Below are 18,185 nucleotides of genomic sequence, written 5' to 3'. Positions count from 1 at the left end.
ATGCGTATCGCCCGGTTTGTAGTCGATTCTGATCCCCTCTACGGCATTGTTGACGGTGAGCCCGGCAGCGAGGAAGTCACTGTCATTAACGGCGACCCGTTCTTCCACGGCGTTGAACGAACCGCCGTCAGGCACAAGCTGGAGGACGTGCGCCTGCTTGCTCCGATCATCCCGCGCAGCAAAATCATCGGCGTCGGCCGCAACTTCGCGGAGCACGCCCGCGAACTCGGCCACGAGATTCCCCAGCAGCCGCTGCTCTTCCTGAAGCCCAACACCTCCGTGATCGGGCCCAACGATCCAATCGTTCTGCCGGAGTTCTCCGAGGAAGTGTCCTTCGAAGCCGAACTGTGTGTGGTGATCGGCCGGATCTGCAAGGACGTCCCCGAAGAGCGGGTCGACGACGTCATCTTCGGCTACACCTGCGGCAACGACCTCACCGCCCGCGACGTCCAGAAAACGGACCTGCAGTGGGCCAGGGCCAAGGGCTTTGACACCTCGGCACCTCTCGGCCCGTGGATCGAGACCGAACTCGACACTGAGGACCTGCAGATCCAGGGCCGGCTCAACGGCGAGCTGCGCCAGGACGGGAGCACCAGCCAGATGATCCGCGGCGTCCGCGAACTCGTCTCCATCGTCTCGCAGGCTTTCACCCTGCTGCCGGGCGACGTCATCATGACCGGCACCCCGGCTGGCGTGGGCCTGGTCCAGGCCGGCGACCGCTTCGAGGTGGAGATCGAGGGCATCGGCCGCCTCTCCAACCCTGTGGTGCGCCGCTAGGCCGGACGCGGGGGAACGGGACATGAACAACGGCTGGTGGCGCGGCCCCCGGCAGGGCTCCCGGCGAAGCCGTTCCTTCCTGCTCTTCGCCTTGGGGTCCGTCGGCACGTTTTCGATGGCCGCACGCGCCGTCCACTGGCTGGACGGCCCGCTCTGGCTCGCGCTGGCCTTCCTCGGGGCGGGCCTCGCGCTGGCCGGGTACTACCTGGTGCGGGCGCTGGCCCGCCCGCGGGCCGCGCGCGGCGCCAGGCGGTAAAGTGCCCGGCACCAAGCGGTAAAGTTGGTACCACTATGACTACTCCTTCTGCGCCCGACGCCGTCTCCAGCCCCGCCCCCAGCGCGACCAGGGAAGTGACCACCGAAGTCACCGCCGGCACCCCGGTCCGGGTCCGGTTCTGCCCGTCGCCCACCGGCACGCCGCACGTCGGCCTGATCCGCACGGCCCTCTTCAACTGGGCGCACGCCCGGCACACCAAGGGCACCTTCGTGTTCCGCATCGAGGACACGGACGCAGCGCGCGACTCGGAGGAGAGCTACCAGCAGCTGCTGGAGGCCCTCAAATGGCTCGGCATCAGCTGGGAAGAGGGCGTGGAAGTCGGCGGCCCGCACGCCCCGTACCGGCAGTCGCAGCGCCTGGACCTGTACAAGGATGTCGTCGCCAAGCTCATGGAGACCGGCTACGCCTACGAGTGCTACTCCTCCCCGGCGGAGGTCGAGGCCCGTCACCGCGCCGCGGGCCGGGACCCCAAGCTCGGCTACGACAACTTCGACCGCGAGCTGTCCGATGAGCAGCTGGCCGCGTTCAAGGCCGAGGGCCGCCAGCCGGTGCTCCGGGTGCGGATGCCCGCCGAGGACGTCACCTTCACTGACATGGTCCGCGGCGAGATCACCTTCAAGGCCGGCAGTATCCCGGACTACGTGATTGTCCGCGCCGACGGCTCCCCGCTCTACACCCTGGTCAATCCGGTGGACGACGCCCTGATGGGCATCACGCACGTGCTCCGCGGCGAGGACCTGCTCTCCTCTACCCCGCGCCAGGTGGTGCTTATCCGCGCTCTGATGGAGATCGGCGTCGCCAGCTACATGCCCGTGTTCGCCCACCTGCCCTACGTGATGGGCGAGGGCAACAAGAAGCTCTCCAAGCGCGATCCCGAGTCCAACCTGTTCCTGCTCCGGGACCGCGGCTTCATCCCCGAAGGACTGCTGAACTACCTCTCGCTGCTGGGCTGGAGCCTCTCCGCCGACGAGGACATTTTCACGGTGGACCAGATGATCGAGAATTTCGATGTCAACGACGTGCTCGCCAACCCGGCGCGCTTCGACATCAAGAAGGCCGAGGCGATCAACGGTACCCACATCCGGATGCTCGACGCTGAGGATTTCCGCACCCGGCTCGTCCCGTACCTGCGCACAGCCGGTTTTGTGGGGGGGACCCTCACCAAGCGGGAGGACGAGATCCTGGCCGAGGCGGCACCCCTGATCCAGGAGCGCATCTCGCTGCTGGGTGAAGCACCCGAGATGCTCGCCTTCCTGTTTAAGAACGACGACGCGATCGACGTCGCCGCCGACGCCCGCAAGGGGCTCCCCGAGAACCTCACCGAGATCCTCGACGCCGCCCTCGCGGCGCTGGAACCCCTTGCGGACTGGACCGCGGAGAACATCCAGGCCGCCTTGAAGGAGGCCCTCGTGGAGGGCCTCGGCGTGAAGCCTCGGCTGGCCTTCGGCCCGGTCCGCACGGCCATCTCCGGCCGCCGGATCTCCCCGCCGTTGTTCGAATCCATGGTCATCCTGGGCAAGGATTCGTCCCTGGCCCGGCTGCGCGGCTTCCGCGGCTGATGAGCACACCCCGGACCCGGACCGGCACCCAAACTAGCGCCCTGGCCACTAGCCTGGGCGGGATCCGCGGCGTCCTGTTCGACATCGACGACACCCTGGTGGACCTCGAATTCGCCATGACGGCGGCCCTGCGTGACGTCAGCGAACACCTCCTGCCCGGTCTGGATGCGGCCGGGTGGGAGAAGTTCGGGCGGATCTTCACCCGCGAGACCACGCACTTCTACGACCGCTACCTCACCGGTGAATTGAGCTTCAACGAGCAGCGCCTGCTCCGCGGCCGGGCTGCCCTGGGGCACTTCGGTGTGGAGTTGGAGGAGGGCGAGCAGGCCCACCACTGGGTGAGTTCCTACGCCAGCCGGCAGCACGGCTACATCCGCGCCTTCGACGACGTCACCCCGGTGCTGGACGCCCTGGACTCCGCCGGGATCCCCTTCGGTGCCGTGAGCAACAACGTCCACGACTACCAGCGGGTCAAGCTGGACGCGGCTGGCCTGGAACGCATTGCCGTTCTGGTGGGCACGGACACCGTGGGCGCCGCGAAGCCGGATCCCGCCATCTACCTTGAGGGCGTCCGGCGCCTCGGCACCGGCGCCGGCGAAACGCTGTATGTGGGGGACAACCGGTTGCTGGATGCTGAAGGTTCGACGGCGGCCGGCCTGCTGGGCGTCTGGCTGAACCGCGGCGGGGAGCCGGCTCAGGACTTCGCCGGACGCGAGGTCGGCTCCCTGCTGGAGCTGCTGGAGCTGCTGGAGCTGCTGGCCTGACTGCAGGGTGCACCCCGCGGCTGTGATGCAGTTAACGCCAATCATTGGCGCCCAAAACTGCCGGCTCGGCCGCGGGGGAGGGAGTCAACCCAGCGCTGTCCGGCTGAGGACCGGCCCGCAGTGGTGGATTCGCGGGGAATTTCAGCCCGTAGAGCATCGTTGGCCCGCCGCGGGCGACTGGGCGCGCTCATCCGGGGGCTGAGCGATTCGATTTGTGCAAGCGGAAACTCTCGGGTAAAGTCATTACTCGTGCTGAGGCGCCGGGAGCGCGGGTTTAGACCTACGGATCCGGTCCGAAAGTTCCTTTGGGATATGGTGTAATTGGCAACACTACGGTTTCTGGTACCGTCATTCTAGGTTCGAGTCCTGGTATCCCAGCTTGCTGAGTATATGAAATAATCACTCAGCGCGAATGGCAGTGATGCTGTTCTGGAGAGTACGCGGCCCCATCGTATAGCGGCCTAGTACGCTGCCCTCTCACGGCGGTAACGCGGGTTCGAATCCCGCTGGGGTCACAGCTAAAGCGGTCCCGGGCATCAGCCCGGGGCCGTTTTTCGTTGCCCCGTGCAGGTCCATGACTGGAACAATTGAGTAGATCAGGGTCGTAGGCATAGTGCGCTGAACTGGCATGATGATGCTGTGAGCTCAGACGAAACCTCCCGCCAGGCCGTCGCACTGCTGGAAGCGGTCCACCGCGACCTCGCAGCAACCGACCTTTTCCTCGCCCTGCCCGGCTCGGACGAGGCTCGGCTGGACATCCGCAACGCCCTGGCCCAGCTGGACGACTACATCCTGCCGCGCTACCGCAGTCTTGATGCGCCCCTGCTCGCGGTGGTGGGAGGCTCAACCGGCGCCGGAAAATCCACCCTGGTCAACGGCCTCGTGGGCCACGCCGTCACCCGTGCCGGGGCCATCCGGCCCACCACGCGCCAGCCCATCCTGTTGCACCACCCGTCCGATGCGCGCTGGTTCGAGGACCAGCGGGTCCTCCCAAGCCTGAGCCGGATCCGCGGCACAGTGCTCAGGGACCCCCTGCCTGCCAGCCAAGCCGGGCCTACGCCCGATCCCGCCGCGGTCTCCTCGCTGGTGCTGGCCGCCGAGCCCGCCGTGCCACCGGGAATCGCCCTGCTGGACGCTCCCGACGTCGACTCCGTCTCCGAAGCCAACCGCCAACTCGCGGGACAGCTCCTTGCCGCAGCCGATCTGTGGATCTTCGTCACCACGGCAAACCGCTATGCCGACGCCGTCCCCTGGCGGCTGCTGCTGGACGCAGCGTCGCGGGACATCATGGTGGCCGTGGTGCTGGACCGGGTCCCGCCCGCCGCCGAGGCCGAGGTCAGCGCTGACCTGCAGTCCATGCTCAGCCGGGAAGGCCTGGGGGCGGCCCGGCTGTTCGTGGTGCCGGAGGTGGCCCTGGACGGAATGGGGATGCTTCCGTCCGCCGCCGTGGAGCCGCTGCGGCTGTGGTTGCAGGAACTCGCCGCCGACGCCGCCGGGCGCGCGGGGATCGCCCGGCGGACCCTTAACGGCACCGTCAGGGCACTCGGCAGCAGAGTGGAGGCCGTGGTGCTGGCGGCGTCGGCCCAGCAGCGCTCGGCGTCGACCCTCGCCGCAGACGTGCAGGATGCCTATCAGTCCGCCGTGGACAGGATCCTGGAAGCCACCCGCGACGGTGCGCTGCTGCGCGGTGAGGTGCTGGCCCGCTGGCAGGACTTCGTGGGCACGGGCGAATTCTTCCGGGCCATGGAACAGAACATCGGACGGTTCCGGGACCGGGCGGGTGCCTTTTTCCGCGGCGAACCGGCCCCCGCGGTCAGGGTCGAGACGGCGATTGAAACCGGGCTGCAGGCCGTCATCATCGATGAAGCGGCCAATGCCGCGGAAGATGCGGACCAGCGGTGGCGCTCGGATCCTGCGGGCCGCCAACTGCTGGGCAGCGACGACCTCTCCGGAACCTCCGACGGCTTCGGAGGGAACGCTGCTGCCGAGATCAGGGCCTGGCAGGGGAGCCTGATGGAACTCATCCGTACCGAGGGCCAGGGCAAGCGCACCCGGGCCCGCTGGCTTTCCTTCGGCATCAACGGCCTTGGCGCCGCCCTCATGATCGTGGTGTTCTCCATGACCGCCGGACTGACCGGGCTGGAGATCGGCGTTGCAGGCGGCACCGCCGTCGCGGGCCAGCGGCTGCTGGAGGCGGTCTTCGGCGAGGATGCCGTCCGGCGGCTCGCGCAGACCGCCCGGAAGGATCTCCACGCCCGCTGCCAGCGGTTGCTCCAGTCAGAACAGCAGCGCTTCCTGGCCCGGCTTGAGATCCCCGGCGGGGTGCCGCCGGCAGTGCTCGCCGGCCATGCCGCTGCGCTGCACCGGCTGGCGGCCTCCACATGAGCCGCCACGGCGCCGCCGGCGAGTCCTCAAAACTGCACCGCCGGCTCGAAGCCTTGAACGAGGCCCGAGAGCTCGCCGCCGGTGCGCTGCCGGAAGAGGCGCTGGAGGAGGTGCTGCAAGTGCTGGACCGGGCGAGTTCCCGGCGGTCCCTCTCAGCGGACCACACCGTCGTCGGCTTCTTCGGGGCCACCGGCAGCGGGAAGTCCTCGCTCTTCAACGCCGTCAGCGGCGAGGAAATCGCGACGGCGGCGGCCCGCCGCCCGACGACGTCCGAGCCGCTCGCCGGCATCTGGGGAGCCGAGGGCAGCGAAGGACTGCTGGACTGGCTGGAGGTCCGGAACCGGCACCGCGCCACGCCGGTCCCCGGCTTCGCCGACGACGGCACGGGCCTGATCCTATTGGACCTTCCCGACTTCGATTCCACCCGCGCCGCCAACCGCGAGGTCGTGGAACGGATGGTGGGACTCGTCGACGTCCTCGTCTGGGTGCTCGATCCGCAGAAATACGCCGACGCCGCCGTGCACAACGACTTCCTCACCCCGCTGGCGTCGCACGGCGCCGTCACCCTGGTGGTGCTGAACCAGATCGACAGGCTCCCGGACCGGGACATTCCCCAGGTGCTGGAGTCGCTCAAGGGCATCCTGGCGCGGGACGGTCTGGGCAAGGTGCAGGTCATAGGTGCCTCCGCGGTCGTGGGAACCGGAGTGGAGAAGGTCCGGGCCGCCATCCGCCTGGTGGCCCTGCAGCGGCAGGCCCTCTCACAGCGCCTGGCTGCGGATGTCACCCGGGCCTCGGCCCGGCTCGCTGATGCTTCCGGAGCGGGCCAGGCGGCCGGGGTCAATGCAGCGCCCAAGGCCCGGCTGGCCGAGGAACTGGCCGTCGCGGCCAACGTCCCGCTCGTGGTGGAGGCCGTCGTCCGGTCCTACCGGCTTGAGGCGACCCGCCGCACAGGCTGGCCCGTCACGCGCTGGCTGGTCCGGTTTCGCCCCGATCCTCTGCGGCGCCTGAACCTGCGCCGTGAGGGCGCCCGGCCGGAGCTGAACCGCACGTCGCTCCCGCCTGCCGGGGCACCGGAACGGGCCCGGACCGACGCCGCCGTCCGGGAGTTTGCGGATGCGGCGTCCGACGGCGCCCCGGGGCCGTGGCGTGCGGTCATCCGCGGGGCCGCCCGCGAGGGCCGGGAGCAGCTTCCCGATGCCCTGGACCAGGCCATCGCCTCCACGGAGCTGAAGGCCGGCCGGACGTCCTGGTGGTGGACGGCGTTCAATGTCGTCCAGTGGCTTGCGCTGCTGACGGCATTCGGCGGATTCGCCTGGCTCGGTGTGCTGGCAGCCCTCGGGTATCTGCAGTTACCCCTCCCGGAGGTGCCGCTGGTGCAGGGCTGGCCTGTTCCGACCGTGATGATCGCCGGGGGAGCCTTGCTGGGCATCGTGTTGGCGATCGCGGCGAAGTTCATCTCGGGCGCGGCGGCCAGGGCTCGGGGAGCGGCGGCCCGGAAACGCCTCAAGTCCGCGGTCGCTGCCGTGGCGGCGGAGCTGGTGGTACAGCCGGTGGAGCTCGAGGTCAGCCGGCTGGCGTCTTTCAACAAGGCACTGTGGGCGGCGCGCTAGGTCAAGTCCGAGACTTATAGAGACTGCACGGGCAGTGCCCATCAGTCACCTGCAGGAGAGGCTCGTGGAACGTTGCGGCGGTGTCAGTGCCGCTGATTTCCGATACTCTGTATGAAGTCATCGACCCCTTGTTATATGGATACTCCTCCGTAACTGGGCTGGGTCCCTGGTGCGACGCTGTCGTCGGCTCTGGTGGTAACCGGCGAATATGCTGAAAAAGGAATATATGAAGAACCACCTCGACTCCGATTCGGTTGCCGCGGAACCAAATAGCGTTGAACACTGCGGCCGAAGCTCTGTAGTGGATTCCGCGCCTCGACCAGTGGGTACTGAACGGGCACTCTTGGCGCAGTTAGAGCTCTCCAAGCTCAGAGAAATGAAGGCACGCAAGGAGCTTCAGTACGTTCGGGCTGACAACGTAAGGATCAAAGATACTTTTGAAGCTTTCCGTGACGACGAAGAGAAACGCTCAAACATTCAACTCGCAATCCACGGTGCCGAGCAAGATCATCTCCAGCGGATCATTTTAGATCTTGAGACCATTTCGCTGACGGCAAAAGCGACTTCTGACCGGCAGCAAGAGGAATATTCCACTCTCAACACGAGGCTGTTGCTGAAGGTCGCCGAACTGGAGGCAGCCGAGGGAAGACTCGAAGTGGAAATCCTCCGGCTGAAGAATGAGACCGCATCTTACAGTAGGACCCTGGTAAGGAAGGAGTCCTTTGGGCGCGATAAAGCTCGACGCCTGGATACTGCGTTGGCGGTCCTCGCCAACGAGCGTTCCAAAATCTCGAACCTGCAGCAGTCAAGCTCTATGAGAATTGGCAGACTGATCACATCTTCGTTGAAGCATCCGCTTTCTGCGTTTGCTCTAATGTGGCGCCTGCCTAGAATGATCTATCAGGAGACACAAACGATTTCTGGAGAAATGAAAAAATGAGTCTGGCAGAAAATGGTCCCGACAACGCATACTCAGAGATTGCTGCGTCGGAGCGAAATTCCATCCTGCTAATGGATATTCGAGACCTTCAGCAGGATAAAAGTAACCTTGAGTTCAGGCTCGAGGAAGTTGAAGAACTATTGGAGCGGACCGCGATAGGGCGAGATCGAACTCTCGCATCCCTCCGTGAGGACAGAGACGCGCTTCTGAGGTCACTGACTATCCTGCGGAATCGGCTCGATCTAGCCCACAAGTCCCAAAACGAAGACTCCAAAGGCGGTGTGGGGTCTGTCGCTAGATCTTGGAGGATGCCCGAAACCCGGGACGTTTCAAGTCTTCGAGTAGCAGTAATTATGGACGAGTTCACAACTCACGCCTTTACTAAGGCGTGCAGCCTCTTTCCATTGTCTTTGGAAAACTGGAAAGCAGACATTGCAGCGGCACGTCCGAATCTACTTCTGGTTGAATCAGCGTGGGAAGGAAACGGAGGGGCCTGGCGAGGGAAGATTAACCATCTGTCTCCTGAGCTAATTGAACTGGTTTCCTGGTGTAAGGAACGTTCCATACCAACGGTGTTTTGGAACAAGGAAGATCCCGTCCACTTCAATTCATTCGTAAGTAGTGCTTCGATTTTCGATTTTATATTTACCACTGACTTTGACAGTATCGAAAATTATAAAAGCAAATTTGGCCATGATAGTGCTTTCGTACTTCCTTTTTTTGGTGAACCGAAACTTCACAGCCCGGTTCAGACGCTTCCAAGACTTCCTGGATTCAGCTTTGCAGGTACGTATTACGCCCGGTACCCAGAACGTCAGCAAAACTTTGAATCGATCATCGATGCCACGAGTGAGATCGGTGACACTGTAATATTCGACAGGCGGTTCGGGGGTACTGACCCGGCCTTTGTGTTCCCTGAAAAATATGGACCTCTTATTCAGGGCAATCTGCCCTTTTCGGAGGTTGAAAAATCATACAAAGGCTTTGAGTTTGGGATCAACCTGAATTCTGTGAAGCAGTCGCAAACCATGTACGCGAGGCGGGCCCTTGACCTCATGGTTTCAAACACTCATGTCGTGAGCAACTACTCGCGCGGGCTCCGCCTTATGTTTGGAGATCTGGTTGTTTCTAGCGATGATGTCAACGAGATTCAGCGGCAAGTCAGATCACTACTGGACCCTGCTGATGCTTCCAAGACATCGGTCCTAGCGGCGTACAAGCGCCTGTTGGCGCTCAGGAAAGTGTTGTCCGAGCACACAACCGCCAACCGCCTGGAATATGTGGCTGAGAAGATTTGGGGCGGCTCGGTAAAACGACAGCTTCCATGGGTAAGAATTGTCGGTCACGCGGGCGACACCGAGACTACGAAGCAACTCCTAGAAGTCTTTCAAAACCAGTCGTGGCTGAACAAGCGCCTAACGCTAGTTGTGGGACCTGATGTTGACACTCGGGGGATCCTGGCCAGCCAAGGCGTCGACGTCCTCCGGGAATCGGACGCAGAGTATTTACACGGGTATGAGTTGACCGAAGATGCGGTCGCTTTTCTAAGTGCCGACGATGCCTACGGTCCTGACTACATCACCGATCTGGCACTGGCGTTTCTTTATAGCGATGCCGAAGTCGTGGGCAAGTCGGAACAGTCTGACGAAGCCACGCATGACCGGACGCTCGAATACATATGGAAGACCTCAACTCCCATCAGGTCCAGCGTTTGCAGGACGGCGGCCTTGGGCAAGATCAGCTTGATGGCATGGCTGGAAGACTGCGATAGTACTGTGTTTGCAGGGGACAAGGTCTTGGTCATCGACAGGTTCAATTACCGGCGAGAATCTCCCTCAGGTGGAGCAGTCTTTGACGACGGCTCCCACTACGACGCAGGTAGGTCTATGAAATCGATCCAACGCGCTGCGGAGGCGATTGTTCCGACGCGCGAGAAGGGCACACCTACTCAGGGCCTGCTGGGGGAGGAGTTGGCAAAGCTGTTTAGCGGGAGATCCAGGAGCGAACATCTGAAACTGGAGACCCAGGATGCTGGGCTCCAGATCCGGTCTGATTTGCAGGCATCCAAACATTCGTATGTCTACGCCGGGGAGCGGATACCCCGAGACCTACTTCCTGACGACGGTGGCACTCTGACCATCCATCCGATCGCGTCAGCGGGCCTTAAACTGTCGGTCGTTGTCGTCTTTTTTGACTCGGCCGCGAATCGCATGAGTCACGTTGTACTCAACCCCGGACAAAATCACGAAGTGGCGATACCGGAGGATGCTTCCAGCGTCCTCTTCGGACTCCGTGCCCAGGGCAGCGGCACTTGTACCCTACGAGGCATTGCGCTAGAGACAGTCGAAGCGCCGGCGCATACTGCCCCGCAGCTCATTCGGCCCAAGAAATTGATTTTGACCAACGTCTATCCCTCGGCCTCCGCTTTGTACCGCAACGGATTCATCCATAGCCGCGTCAAGGGTTACGAGGACGCCGGCGTCCATTGTGAGGTCTTCTGTCTAAACCCCCGGGCCAACCCTCACTCGTACGAGTTCGAAGGTGTTGATGTGCACGTTGGGAGCGCTGCTGACTTGCGTCGGTTCTTGGGCCAGCAGGCAGTGGACCACGTCCTCGTTCACTTCTTGGATGCCGAGATGTGGCCGGTTGTCTCTGATTATTCCAAATCGGGTCGTGTAACAATCTGGATCCACGGTGCGGAGGTCCAGCCGTGGTACAGGCGCGACTTCAATTACTCCAGCGAAGCTGAACGTTCTGACGCCAAATCGGCTAGTGAAGTTCGGATGTCGCTGTGGCGAACGGTGTTTGTTGACGTGCACCCTAACGTCCATTTTGTATTCGTTTCACAGTACTTTGCCGAAGAGGTTATGGAGGATGTGGGAATTACTCTTCCCGCAAGTCGGTTCTCAATTGTGCACAATTACATTGACACTGAATTGTTTAACTATGTCGAGAAGTCGCCAGAACACCGATTCAATTTGTTGAGCATTCGCCCCTTCGCGTCAAGAAAATACGCGAATGACCTTACGGTCGAATCAATATTGCTGCTCAGTAACGAGGATTTTTTTGACAAGCTTGACATCAAGATTATCGGTGATGGAGTCCTATTTGACCAGACCTTGGAGCCGCTGAGGGAATTCAAAAACGTTACGATCGAACAGCGTTTCCTGTCAAGATCTGAAATTACTTCCATACATAAGAATTATGGACTGTTCATCACTCCCACGCGAATGGATTCCCAGGGCGTCTCTAGAGATGAGGCCATGTCCTCGGGGCTCGTTCCGGTTACGACTGCTGTTACCGCGATTCCTGAATTTGTTGACAAGTCATGTGGAATTCTTGCGGCGGGAGAAGATGCCGCGGGGATGGCAGCAGGGATAGCGGAGATCATACGGAACCCGACTGATTTCGTGAACATGTCTGCCGCCGCGGCGAGGCGCGTCAGGCGTCAAAGTGCGTATGCACAGACGATCGGGGCCGAATTGAACATGATGAATTGATCTTGGCCAGCCACTGACCGGGTAAGGTCTCTTAAGAATTTTGTAAGCGATCTTTGACCTTGCCTTAGTCTGAATGGAGGTTGGGGACGTAAGAGAGCATGATTGTCTCTTCGTGGTTGCTGGGGAATCAATACGGAGTCTATACTGGAACGGGCCCGCGAACCCGGCCCGAGACGCAGCCAGCTCCTGGAGATCGCCGATAGCTTAGTTGCAATTCCCACGGACGATGTGAAGGTGGCTAGTCAGGATTTACCTCGAATGCCCGTTTGGAAATCGTCGTGGTTCGTGGCCAATTGATTCCGTGTTTTAGCGGCTCTTCATGGTTCCCGGGGAAATAGGTTCGTGTTGCAGATAGCAGAGGGCTCGTGGTTCTTCCCGCCGGGGTGCCCGGGCTGCGGGGTGATCGCCTCCAGAGTAAAGGAACGCCGATGCCAGCGCCTGCGTGACATTCCGGTCGCCGGCGCGGTGGTGCTGCTCTGGGACAAACGGCGCTTGTTCTGTGACGAGTACCTGTGCGAGCGGAAATCGTTCTGCAAGGCGACGCCGCTGGTGCCGCGGCGGCCACGGTCGACACGGCGGCTGCGGGAGACGGTACTGGAGGGGGTCGACTCAGGACGAGCCGTGTCCGAGACCGCCTTGGCGTTCGGGATCTCGTGGTGGCTGGTCCAGCAGGCCATCGGTGACGCCGCCCTCCGCCTGCCGGACGTGGACCTGCTGCGCCGCGCATGCTGGGTATCGATGAGAACACCGCTACCGGTCCGTGCGGTTCTTCCAGGACCCCGGCACGAAGGCCTGGACCCGGTACGAGCCCTGGATGACAACCATCGTGGACCTGTACACCGGCCAAGTGCTGGGCATCGTGGACGGACGCGATCAAAAGGGCGTCGCCGACTGGCTCTTCGCCCGTCCGCTGCAATGGTGATTCGGGGTCCAGGTCGTCGCGATCGATCCCTCCGCGGCGTTCAAGAAAGCGCTGCGGATGCGGCTGACGGATGCTGCTGCTGAAAGCCGATGAAAACCTCTCAGAACGCGGGCAGCACCGCCTGGCCGGCGTCTTCGACACCGACGACCCGAGCGACAAACTCAAGGCCGCCTGGCAGGTCAAGGAACAACTCCGGACTCTGCATCGCACCGGCTCCCTCGAAGACGCCGCCGCGGCGAAGACCGCTCTGGGCTACGTCGTGGAACGGGCTGCGCTGCCAGAAACAAACACGCACTACCGGACCGTGTGCCGCTGGTGGGCCGAGATCGAAGTCCTCATCGTCACCGGCGCCACAACGGCCAGGGCAGAGGCCAACAAGACTGCAATCAAGCACATCAAACGAACCACACGGGGCTACTGGAACCCGGACAAGTACAAATCGCGCATCCTCTTGAGAAGTGCAGCCCGGATGGCAGGATGAGCAATTATCTCAGCAGACCATTCCCCGGGAACCTTGAAGAGCCGGCAATCCTTTTTCCCACGAACCTGACGAGCGGGAGTTCACCACGAGCGTCGGCGCGCCAACAACACCGTCATCAAGCAAATCAAGCGCAGCTCGCGTGGCTATCGCGACAACGCTAACTCTAAATCGACTAGTCCGTTGGGACGTGCCCGTAGAACTCCATGGCATCCGTGAATCCAATCTCAAAGAAACCAGCCACCAAGAGCCCCCACATCACCCTTATGCAGAGACCACTTGGAGCCCGGATATCTCGTCGAGGGAAATCAGATACTTGGAAGTTTCGCTGACGGTCAAGCGCCAACCCGCGCCATGATCGGTGGGCCTAACGTCGACACTTGTGTTCGCAGTGATGAGCGTGACGAAGTCCGTGCCTTGACCATGTGAAACGAAATTAGCGACCGACGTGGGCTTTCGTGTGCCCTGAGCCGTTGCAACCCATCCGGACAATGGATTTTTCTGACCTCGCTGAGTTTGAATAGAATCAACAGGCAGCAACTGAGTAATGCTAAGGGTTACGTTATTGAGTCTAGCCGCCAGCATTTGGGGAGTCTCCTCCACTATCTCCATATCCGGCGAGAGGTGCCATCGCTGGCAAAACTGCGTGACGTTCGCTGCCCAAATACGGTCACGAACAACTAGAGCTTTCAGCTCCTTAAGGAAAACGACAGTGCGTTCCCTCTTTATACCGACATACGGCCAGCCGACAAGTTGGTGCCTGGCCCATTTAGGTGCTGTCGTGTTAGATGTCAGAAGTGTTGGCCGGTTGGTTAGATATGGACCGTAGCCCTCGACCACCACTGTGTTGTGGGCCAAGGCCGATCTTTCATAGTGATAGAACTCGAGATCACCGTACCCACCGAACCCCGCCTCAGTGACTAGTGGTTGACGTTGCGAGAAAAAGGTCAACGAGGTTCCGTCGGCATGACCGTGTACAGAAGCTCCCGGTCCGAACCTAAGAGAATAGAAACTCTCATTCTCAAAATCTCTCTGTGTTCCCCAGCCACTTCTACCAAAGATCCAACCATTGTCAAACATCCGAACGTCGTCCTGAGGGACCGAGCCCCTTTGTCCCTGTGTGGCGGGGTATTCAGCATCGGTGTCCACCAGATCGTAGGCTTTGCAAATGGGAGTGTCCCCCAACACAACGTATTCGCCGTTGGGTTGAGTTGCGTGTGCGAGAAAAGTCGGAACCGCCTTTCGATTGAGAATGGAAGTCGGAACCGAGTGTCCACAAAGCACCAAGGCGTCGGCGATCTTCCCCAGCAGGGCGTACACATAGTAGGTGTAGCCCACAGCTTGTTCGCTGGAGACACCTTGTCTGTCTACCATCGCTGCGGCACTCTGTCCGGAACGGACTTTGGCCAGTTCGATCCATTCGTCCGCCCCGAGGGCTCCGCCTATGGCCAGCAGGCCAAGGTCTTGGTCTAGCCCGTGGTTGTGGACCGCCTCATAGACGTCGGCACGTGCTAGTTCCTCGCCGTGTCGAACCATCATGGCGACGTACCAATCCTCGGAGCAAAGTGGGTGGAGATAGGAGATCACCTGGGCTCGAAGAGCCGTGGTATGCCCTTTCCAGTTGTAGGAACTGTGCCCGCTCTCTGTCTCGACTCGCCACCAATCCTGCAACAGTTTGACGCTCAGTGTCTGGAGAGATGAGTCTTTCCTAAGCTCTCCTACATGTACTGCGTCATAAAGAAATTGAAAGCTGTTCAGTGCCCATTTCCACGTATTGTCAAATGGATTGGCATCCCAGTCGATGGGGAAGGCATATGGGACAGGGTCGTATCTATAGAGCTTAAAAAATCCGTTCTGTAGGGCTTGGGCTATGTCGGTGTTAGCGTGCCGGGCTGGCCGCTGACCATGAGGCCCCGGCGTAATTAAATTCTCTGACATAATGAGTGCTTTCACTGGGAATATTGAGGGTTCTTTGGCGGACCCAAGCGAATTCATGTATTCTTAGGGAGGGAGTTTAGGGCACCTAAGGTCTTATGATAGAAGCTGTCCACATAGTGAAATGGCGAAAGCCCCCATTTATGTCCTGATTTTGCTCGAATATCATCTTCGTCATAGTCGATGTAGTGAACAGTCGGATCTGTCAATACGTGAGCATATAACCTGCTCAGAATTGCGTTGTTTTTTACGGCCAGTGCCAAATCGCCGATGTCCTGATCCGACTCGTCTGAAGTTGCCCAGAAAGCCTTATTTAGAACGATTTTATCGGCGGGAACTATCGTGATTAGCTTGTTCCATCCAGATTCAAATGCAGAAAAGTACTCTTCGGAGCCAATTGGCACAAGCTCATGGATATGTGAATCGAAGCCAGCGCGACTCAACTCAGGTGAAAAGGTGTCGTAACCTTGAGGCGAGCGAATGAGTTGAAGCCTTTCGTCAATGAAATCGACAAGGAGGTAATCAAAATGAGACGCGATTAGCAATTCGCTGAGATCCTTAGCCAGATCGCTCGCCACCATTCGGCGCTGGAAGGCACTGGAGTTCATTTCTAAGTCAATTTTAGTCATGAGTCCAGTGGTTGCACTGAATGCACTACCAAGACCGCTTCTGGCCCGATACTCAACAAGACTGGGTGCCCCTGGCATTTCGAAAGCATCTCGGGAGACACAGCTGCCGTAAATGAAAATCTGAACCGACCTGTTGTTGTCGCCGCTCGCAACAGTGTCATCCGCGGTGGCTCCTGTCGGCCTTGCAGCTAACTCAGGCGCATCCGATTCTGATTCGCGTTTGCGCATAATGGGCACAGTCACGATTCCTAGCTGATTGCCAAAGCCGTCCGCGAACTCCACCTCTGCCCTAATCGCTTCCCCTTGCGAGAGACTCAGGTGGGGATCGCGGAGCGGTCCCGACTGCTGCAGGCGCATGGATGTGCCGTAAGTGCGAAGTATTGCTGTTACTCCGCCAGTCCCTGGTTTGTAGTGGTTCCAATCAACGGACAAGTTAAGCTTTCCGGTTGACTCCACAACCTTTATGCCGAACATTGGCTTCGCAGAGTTTGCCCACTCTTGGCGCATGTCGCGGGGGAGAAGGTGGTAATTCTTTGGAAGTTTCCCTTGGTTGATGAGTTCATTGTATATGGACCGAGTGCTGCGGTGGGGCGCCAGCATTCTTTGGATTACAGCATGAATTACGTCGACGGGCGGTGCGGCATGTCCGTTGCCGTATTCAGATATGACTACTGCATGATTCTTTTCGTTGGAGTAAAACCCATTTCCCTTATGACTATATTCATTTTCAGACATATAAGGTAGAAGATGTTTGGTGACGTGCCAGTCCGTGGAATTCTGTAGATAAAATACTCGACCAGCGTTTGACAATTGAAGCTTTTGTTCAATGGAAGACTCTTCCAGAGCAGCATTAGCCTCTTCCTTCCAGAGAGCACGTGAGTCACGTATCGCATGATCGGGTATTGCCGTGTCCAGATACTTCATCACGGCAGTCGGCTCATATTCGAGGATGGACGTTTGCGGATTCCAAACAAATGCCGAGGCTTGTGCGCCGACCTTGTGGGCAAACATCAACGATGCGAAACCTCCGCCGGATCCACCAATGAGAAGAAGTTGCCGACCGCTCTTTTCGGTGAAACGCTTCAAAATCTCGGTAATTGAATTCTGTAGTTGATCTTTTTGACTTCCCGCGTACCACCCCAGGGGCAAGTCCCCATTGAGGTTTAGGGCAGGGTCTGAGAAGGCGATGAACGGAATTCCCAGGGCCTGTGCCACTCGGGCGCCCGAAAAGTACGGCCCAAGCTTTCCTGCGCGGTTCGTCAGTGCCCCCGAGAAGAACACGGCAACGCAATCTCTTTCACCGCGGCTCAGCGGATCGGATTGCATCAAGACGTCCAGATGGTTCCCGTTGGAAAGCTCGACAACATGGATGCCGTCTTCCCACCCGCTCTGTTCACTGAACGTTCCGACACTTTCCCAATTGTGAACCGGCTGCTTCCAGGCAGGATAGTTGGTAGCCTCCAAACCATGTCCCTTCGTAGTGCTTTGGTCAACCTCTTACCTGTCGACTTTAGGTCAACGGGCGGCGTTCCCTAAACTGAAGCGTCAATCCGCTTGAGGTCGGCGGCGGCGACGCGGACCTTGGTCATGGTGCGCAAGTTGCGGGTCGTGGTGGAGGCTTTGTACTTCGGCTTCGAGGACAGCTTGCTGAACGGACTGTCCAGGGTGCCGCCGGCGGGCGCCAGTCACGCCCGGGCTTCGGGCCCCAGCCGTGTTAGCTCAGTCTCGTCCGGGTCGGTGCCGGCTTCTTGCAGTTCAGCAAAGACCTCGGCGTCCGAGCCGAGGGTGAGGTACGTGTGGGCGGATGAGTCGTCCGCGGGGTAGGGGCAGGCCGCGACCAGTTCGGTCACCCGCTCCGCGGCCAGAACCACCACCCAGGCGTCGTAGCCGAAGGTTTCCCGGAGGCTGACCTCGAATTCCTTCTTGACGTCGACGGCGGCCCGCTCAGTTGCGAGCACGACATTTCCGCTGGCCAGCAGCGTCTTCTCCGCCGAAAACGGACGGGACTTCAGGGCTTCCTTCAGTTCGGCTATTTCGATCGTGATGCCGCCGACATTGACCCGCGCAGGAACACCGCATAGCTGTTCCTGCGGACAGCCTATGCGTCAGTCGTTGGTCTTGCGCAGAGCCTCGGTCAGCACGCGAGCGGCGTTGCAGACCACTTCTGCGAGCAGCCGGCCTGGCTGGCGGGTCAGGCGTTCAACCGGGCCGGAGATGGACACGGCGGCGTTCACTCGGCCGGACGGGCCGCGCACGGGGGCCGAAACGGAGGCAACACCCGGCTCGCGTTCGCCGAGGCTTTGGCCCCGGCCCCGGCTGGAAGCGGTGATCGGCGAGGGCGCCGTGCGCCGGCTCGCCAAAACTGCCCGCGAGGATCTTCACACCCGTTGCCAGAAGCTGCTCCAGGAC

Annotated in this window: 11 protein-coding genes, 2 tRNA genes and 3 pseudogenes; 12 read left to right on the top strand and 4 right to left on the bottom strand. The window is 60.6% G+C overall.

Going from position 1 to position 18,185, the window contains the following annotated elements:
- The 12 genes and pseudogenes from RCH07_RS00605 to RCH07_RS00555 all read left to right on the top strand — a co-directional run bounded on the left by RCH07_RS00605 (position 1) and on the right by RCH07_RS00555 (position 13,215).
- Entirely contained in the window at positions 1–777 is a 777-nt protein-coding gene (locus RCH07_RS00605) for a fumarylacetoacetate hydrolase family protein (protein ID WP_326965521.1), read from the top strand.
- Between the two features lie 22 nt (positions 778–799).
- Positions 800–1,033, top strand: coding sequence for a hypothetical protein (locus RCH07_RS00600; RefSeq protein ID WP_326965520.1), 234 nt, complete (start codon positions 800–802; stop codon positions 1,031–1,033).
- A 35-nt stretch (positions 1,034–1,068) separates the two neighbouring features.
- Positions 1,069–2,613 (top strand): glutamate--tRNA ligase, encoded by a 1,545-nt coding sequence (gene gltX / locus RCH07_RS00595; RefSeq protein ID WP_326965519.1) that lies wholly within the window; start codon positions 1,069–1,071, stop codon positions 2,611–2,613.
- Entirely contained in the window at positions 2,613–3,377 is a 765-nt protein-coding gene (locus tag RCH07_RS00590; protein ID WP_326965518.1) for an HAD family hydrolase, read from the top strand. Before gltX ends, RCH07_RS00590 begins: the two co-directional genes overlap by 1 nt.
- A 306-nt stretch (positions 3,378–3,683) precedes the next feature.
- Positions 3,684–3,755: transfer RNA gene (locus tag RCH07_RS00585), tRNA-Gln, on the top strand.
- Between the two features lie 64 nt (positions 3,756–3,819).
- Positions 3,820–3,892 (top strand) — tRNA-Glu (locus RCH07_RS00580).
- A 124-nt stretch (positions 3,893–4,016) separates the two neighbouring features.
- Positions 4,017–5,762 (top strand): dynamin family protein, encoded by a 1,746-nt coding sequence (locus tag RCH07_RS00575; protein WP_326965517.1) that lies wholly within the window; start codon positions 4,017–4,019, stop codon positions 5,760–5,762.
- Positions 5,759–7,372, top strand: a complete 1,614-nt coding sequence (locus RCH07_RS00570) for a GTPase (RefSeq protein ID WP_326965516.1) — start codon at positions 5,759–5,761, stop codon at positions 7,370–7,372. Before RCH07_RS00575 ends, RCH07_RS00570 begins: the two co-directional genes overlap by 4 nt.
- 208 nt (positions 7,373–7,580) lie before the next feature.
- Positions 7,581–8,312 (top strand): hypothetical protein, encoded by a 732-nt coding sequence (locus RCH07_RS00565; protein ID WP_326965515.1) that lies wholly within the window; start codon positions 7,581–7,583, stop codon positions 8,310–8,312.
- A complete protein-coding gene (locus RCH07_RS00560; RefSeq protein ID WP_326965514.1) occupies positions 8,309–11,812 on the top strand; it encodes a glycosyltransferase in 3,504 nt (1,167 codons plus the stop codon). The genes RCH07_RS00565 and RCH07_RS00560 overlap by 4 nt, the downstream gene beginning before the upstream one ends.
- Before the next feature lie 342 nt (positions 11,813–12,154).
- Positions 12,155–12,259: pseudogene (locus RCH07_RS19230) on the top strand (hypothetical protein); the annotation flags it as partial.
- A 545-nt stretch (positions 12,260–12,804) separates the two neighbouring features.
- The gene (locus RCH07_RS00555) at positions 12,805–13,215 is read left to right on the top strand and encodes a transposase (protein ID WP_326965513.1); all 411 of its coding nucleotides are present in this window, start codon (positions 12,805–12,807) and stop codon (positions 13,213–13,215) included.
- 261 nt (positions 13,216–13,476) lie between these two features.
- Here the strand turns inward: RCH07_RS00555 and RCH07_RS00550 are convergent, their stop codons facing one another.
- The 4 genes and pseudogenes from RCH07_RS00550 to RCH07_RS00535 all read right to left on the bottom strand — a co-directional run.
- Positions 13,477–15,165 carry a heparinase II/III domain-containing protein gene (locus RCH07_RS00550; RefSeq protein WP_326965512.1) on the bottom strand — a complete coding sequence of 563 codons (1,689 nt, stop codon included), beginning with the start codon at positions 15,163–15,165 and terminating at the stop codon, positions 13,477–13,479.
- 38 nt (positions 15,166–15,203) lie between these two features.
- Positions 15,204–17,240: a DUF6270 domain-containing protein gene (locus RCH07_RS00545; protein WP_326965511.1), complete on the bottom strand. Its 2,037-nt coding sequence runs from the start codon at positions 17,238–17,240 to the stop codon at positions 15,204–15,206.
- A gap of 68 nt (positions 17,241–17,308) precedes the next feature.
- A pseudogene (locus RCH07_RS00540) lies at positions 17,309–17,850 on the bottom strand (DUF1697 domain-containing protein).
- 31 nt (positions 17,851–17,881) lie between these two features.
- A pseudogene (locus RCH07_RS00535) lies at positions 17,882–18,091 on the bottom strand (IclR family transcriptional regulator domain-containing protein); the annotation flags it as partial.
- Between the last annotated feature and the right edge of the window lie 94 nt (positions 18,092–18,185).

The organism is Arthrobacter sp. CG_A4 (assembly GCF_035985125.1).
In the GTDB taxonomy this organism is placed as follows: Bacteria; Actinomycetota; Actinomycetes; order Actinomycetales; family Micrococcaceae; genus Arthrobacter.
This window is presented reverse-complemented; position numbering and strand designations above follow the sequence as displayed.

Coding starts and splice junctions, on each gene's coding strand:
- RCH07_RS00590 (WP_326965518.1), top strand. CDS start 2,613: ATGAGCACACCCCGGACCCGGACCGGCACCCAAACTAGCGCCCTGGCC.
- RCH07_RS00555 (WP_326965513.1), top strand. CDS start 12,805: ATGCTGCTGCTGAAAGCCGATGAAAACCTCTCAGAACGCGGGCAGCAC.
- RCH07_RS00570 (WP_326965516.1), top strand. CDS start 5,759: ATGAGCCGCCACGGCGCCGCCGGCGAGTCCTCAAAACTGCACCGCCGG.
- RCH07_RS00560 (WP_326965514.1), top strand. CDS start 8,309: ATGAGTCTGGCAGAAAATGGTCCCGACAACGCATACTCAGAGATTGCT.
- RCH07_RS00600 (WP_326965520.1), top strand. CDS start 800: ATGAACAACGGCTGGTGGCGCGGCCCCCGGCAGGGCTCCCGGCGAAGC.
- RCH07_RS00605 (WP_326965521.1), top strand. CDS start 1: ATGCGTATCGCCCGGTTTGTAGTCGATTCTGATCCCCTCTACGGCATT.
- gltX (WP_326965519.1), top strand. CDS start 1,069: ATGACTACTCCTTCTGCGCCCGACGCCGTCTCCAGCCCCGCCCCCAGC.
- RCH07_RS00565 (WP_326965515.1), top strand. CDS start 7,581: ATGCTGAAAAAGGAATATATGAAGAACCACCTCGACTCCGATTCGGTT.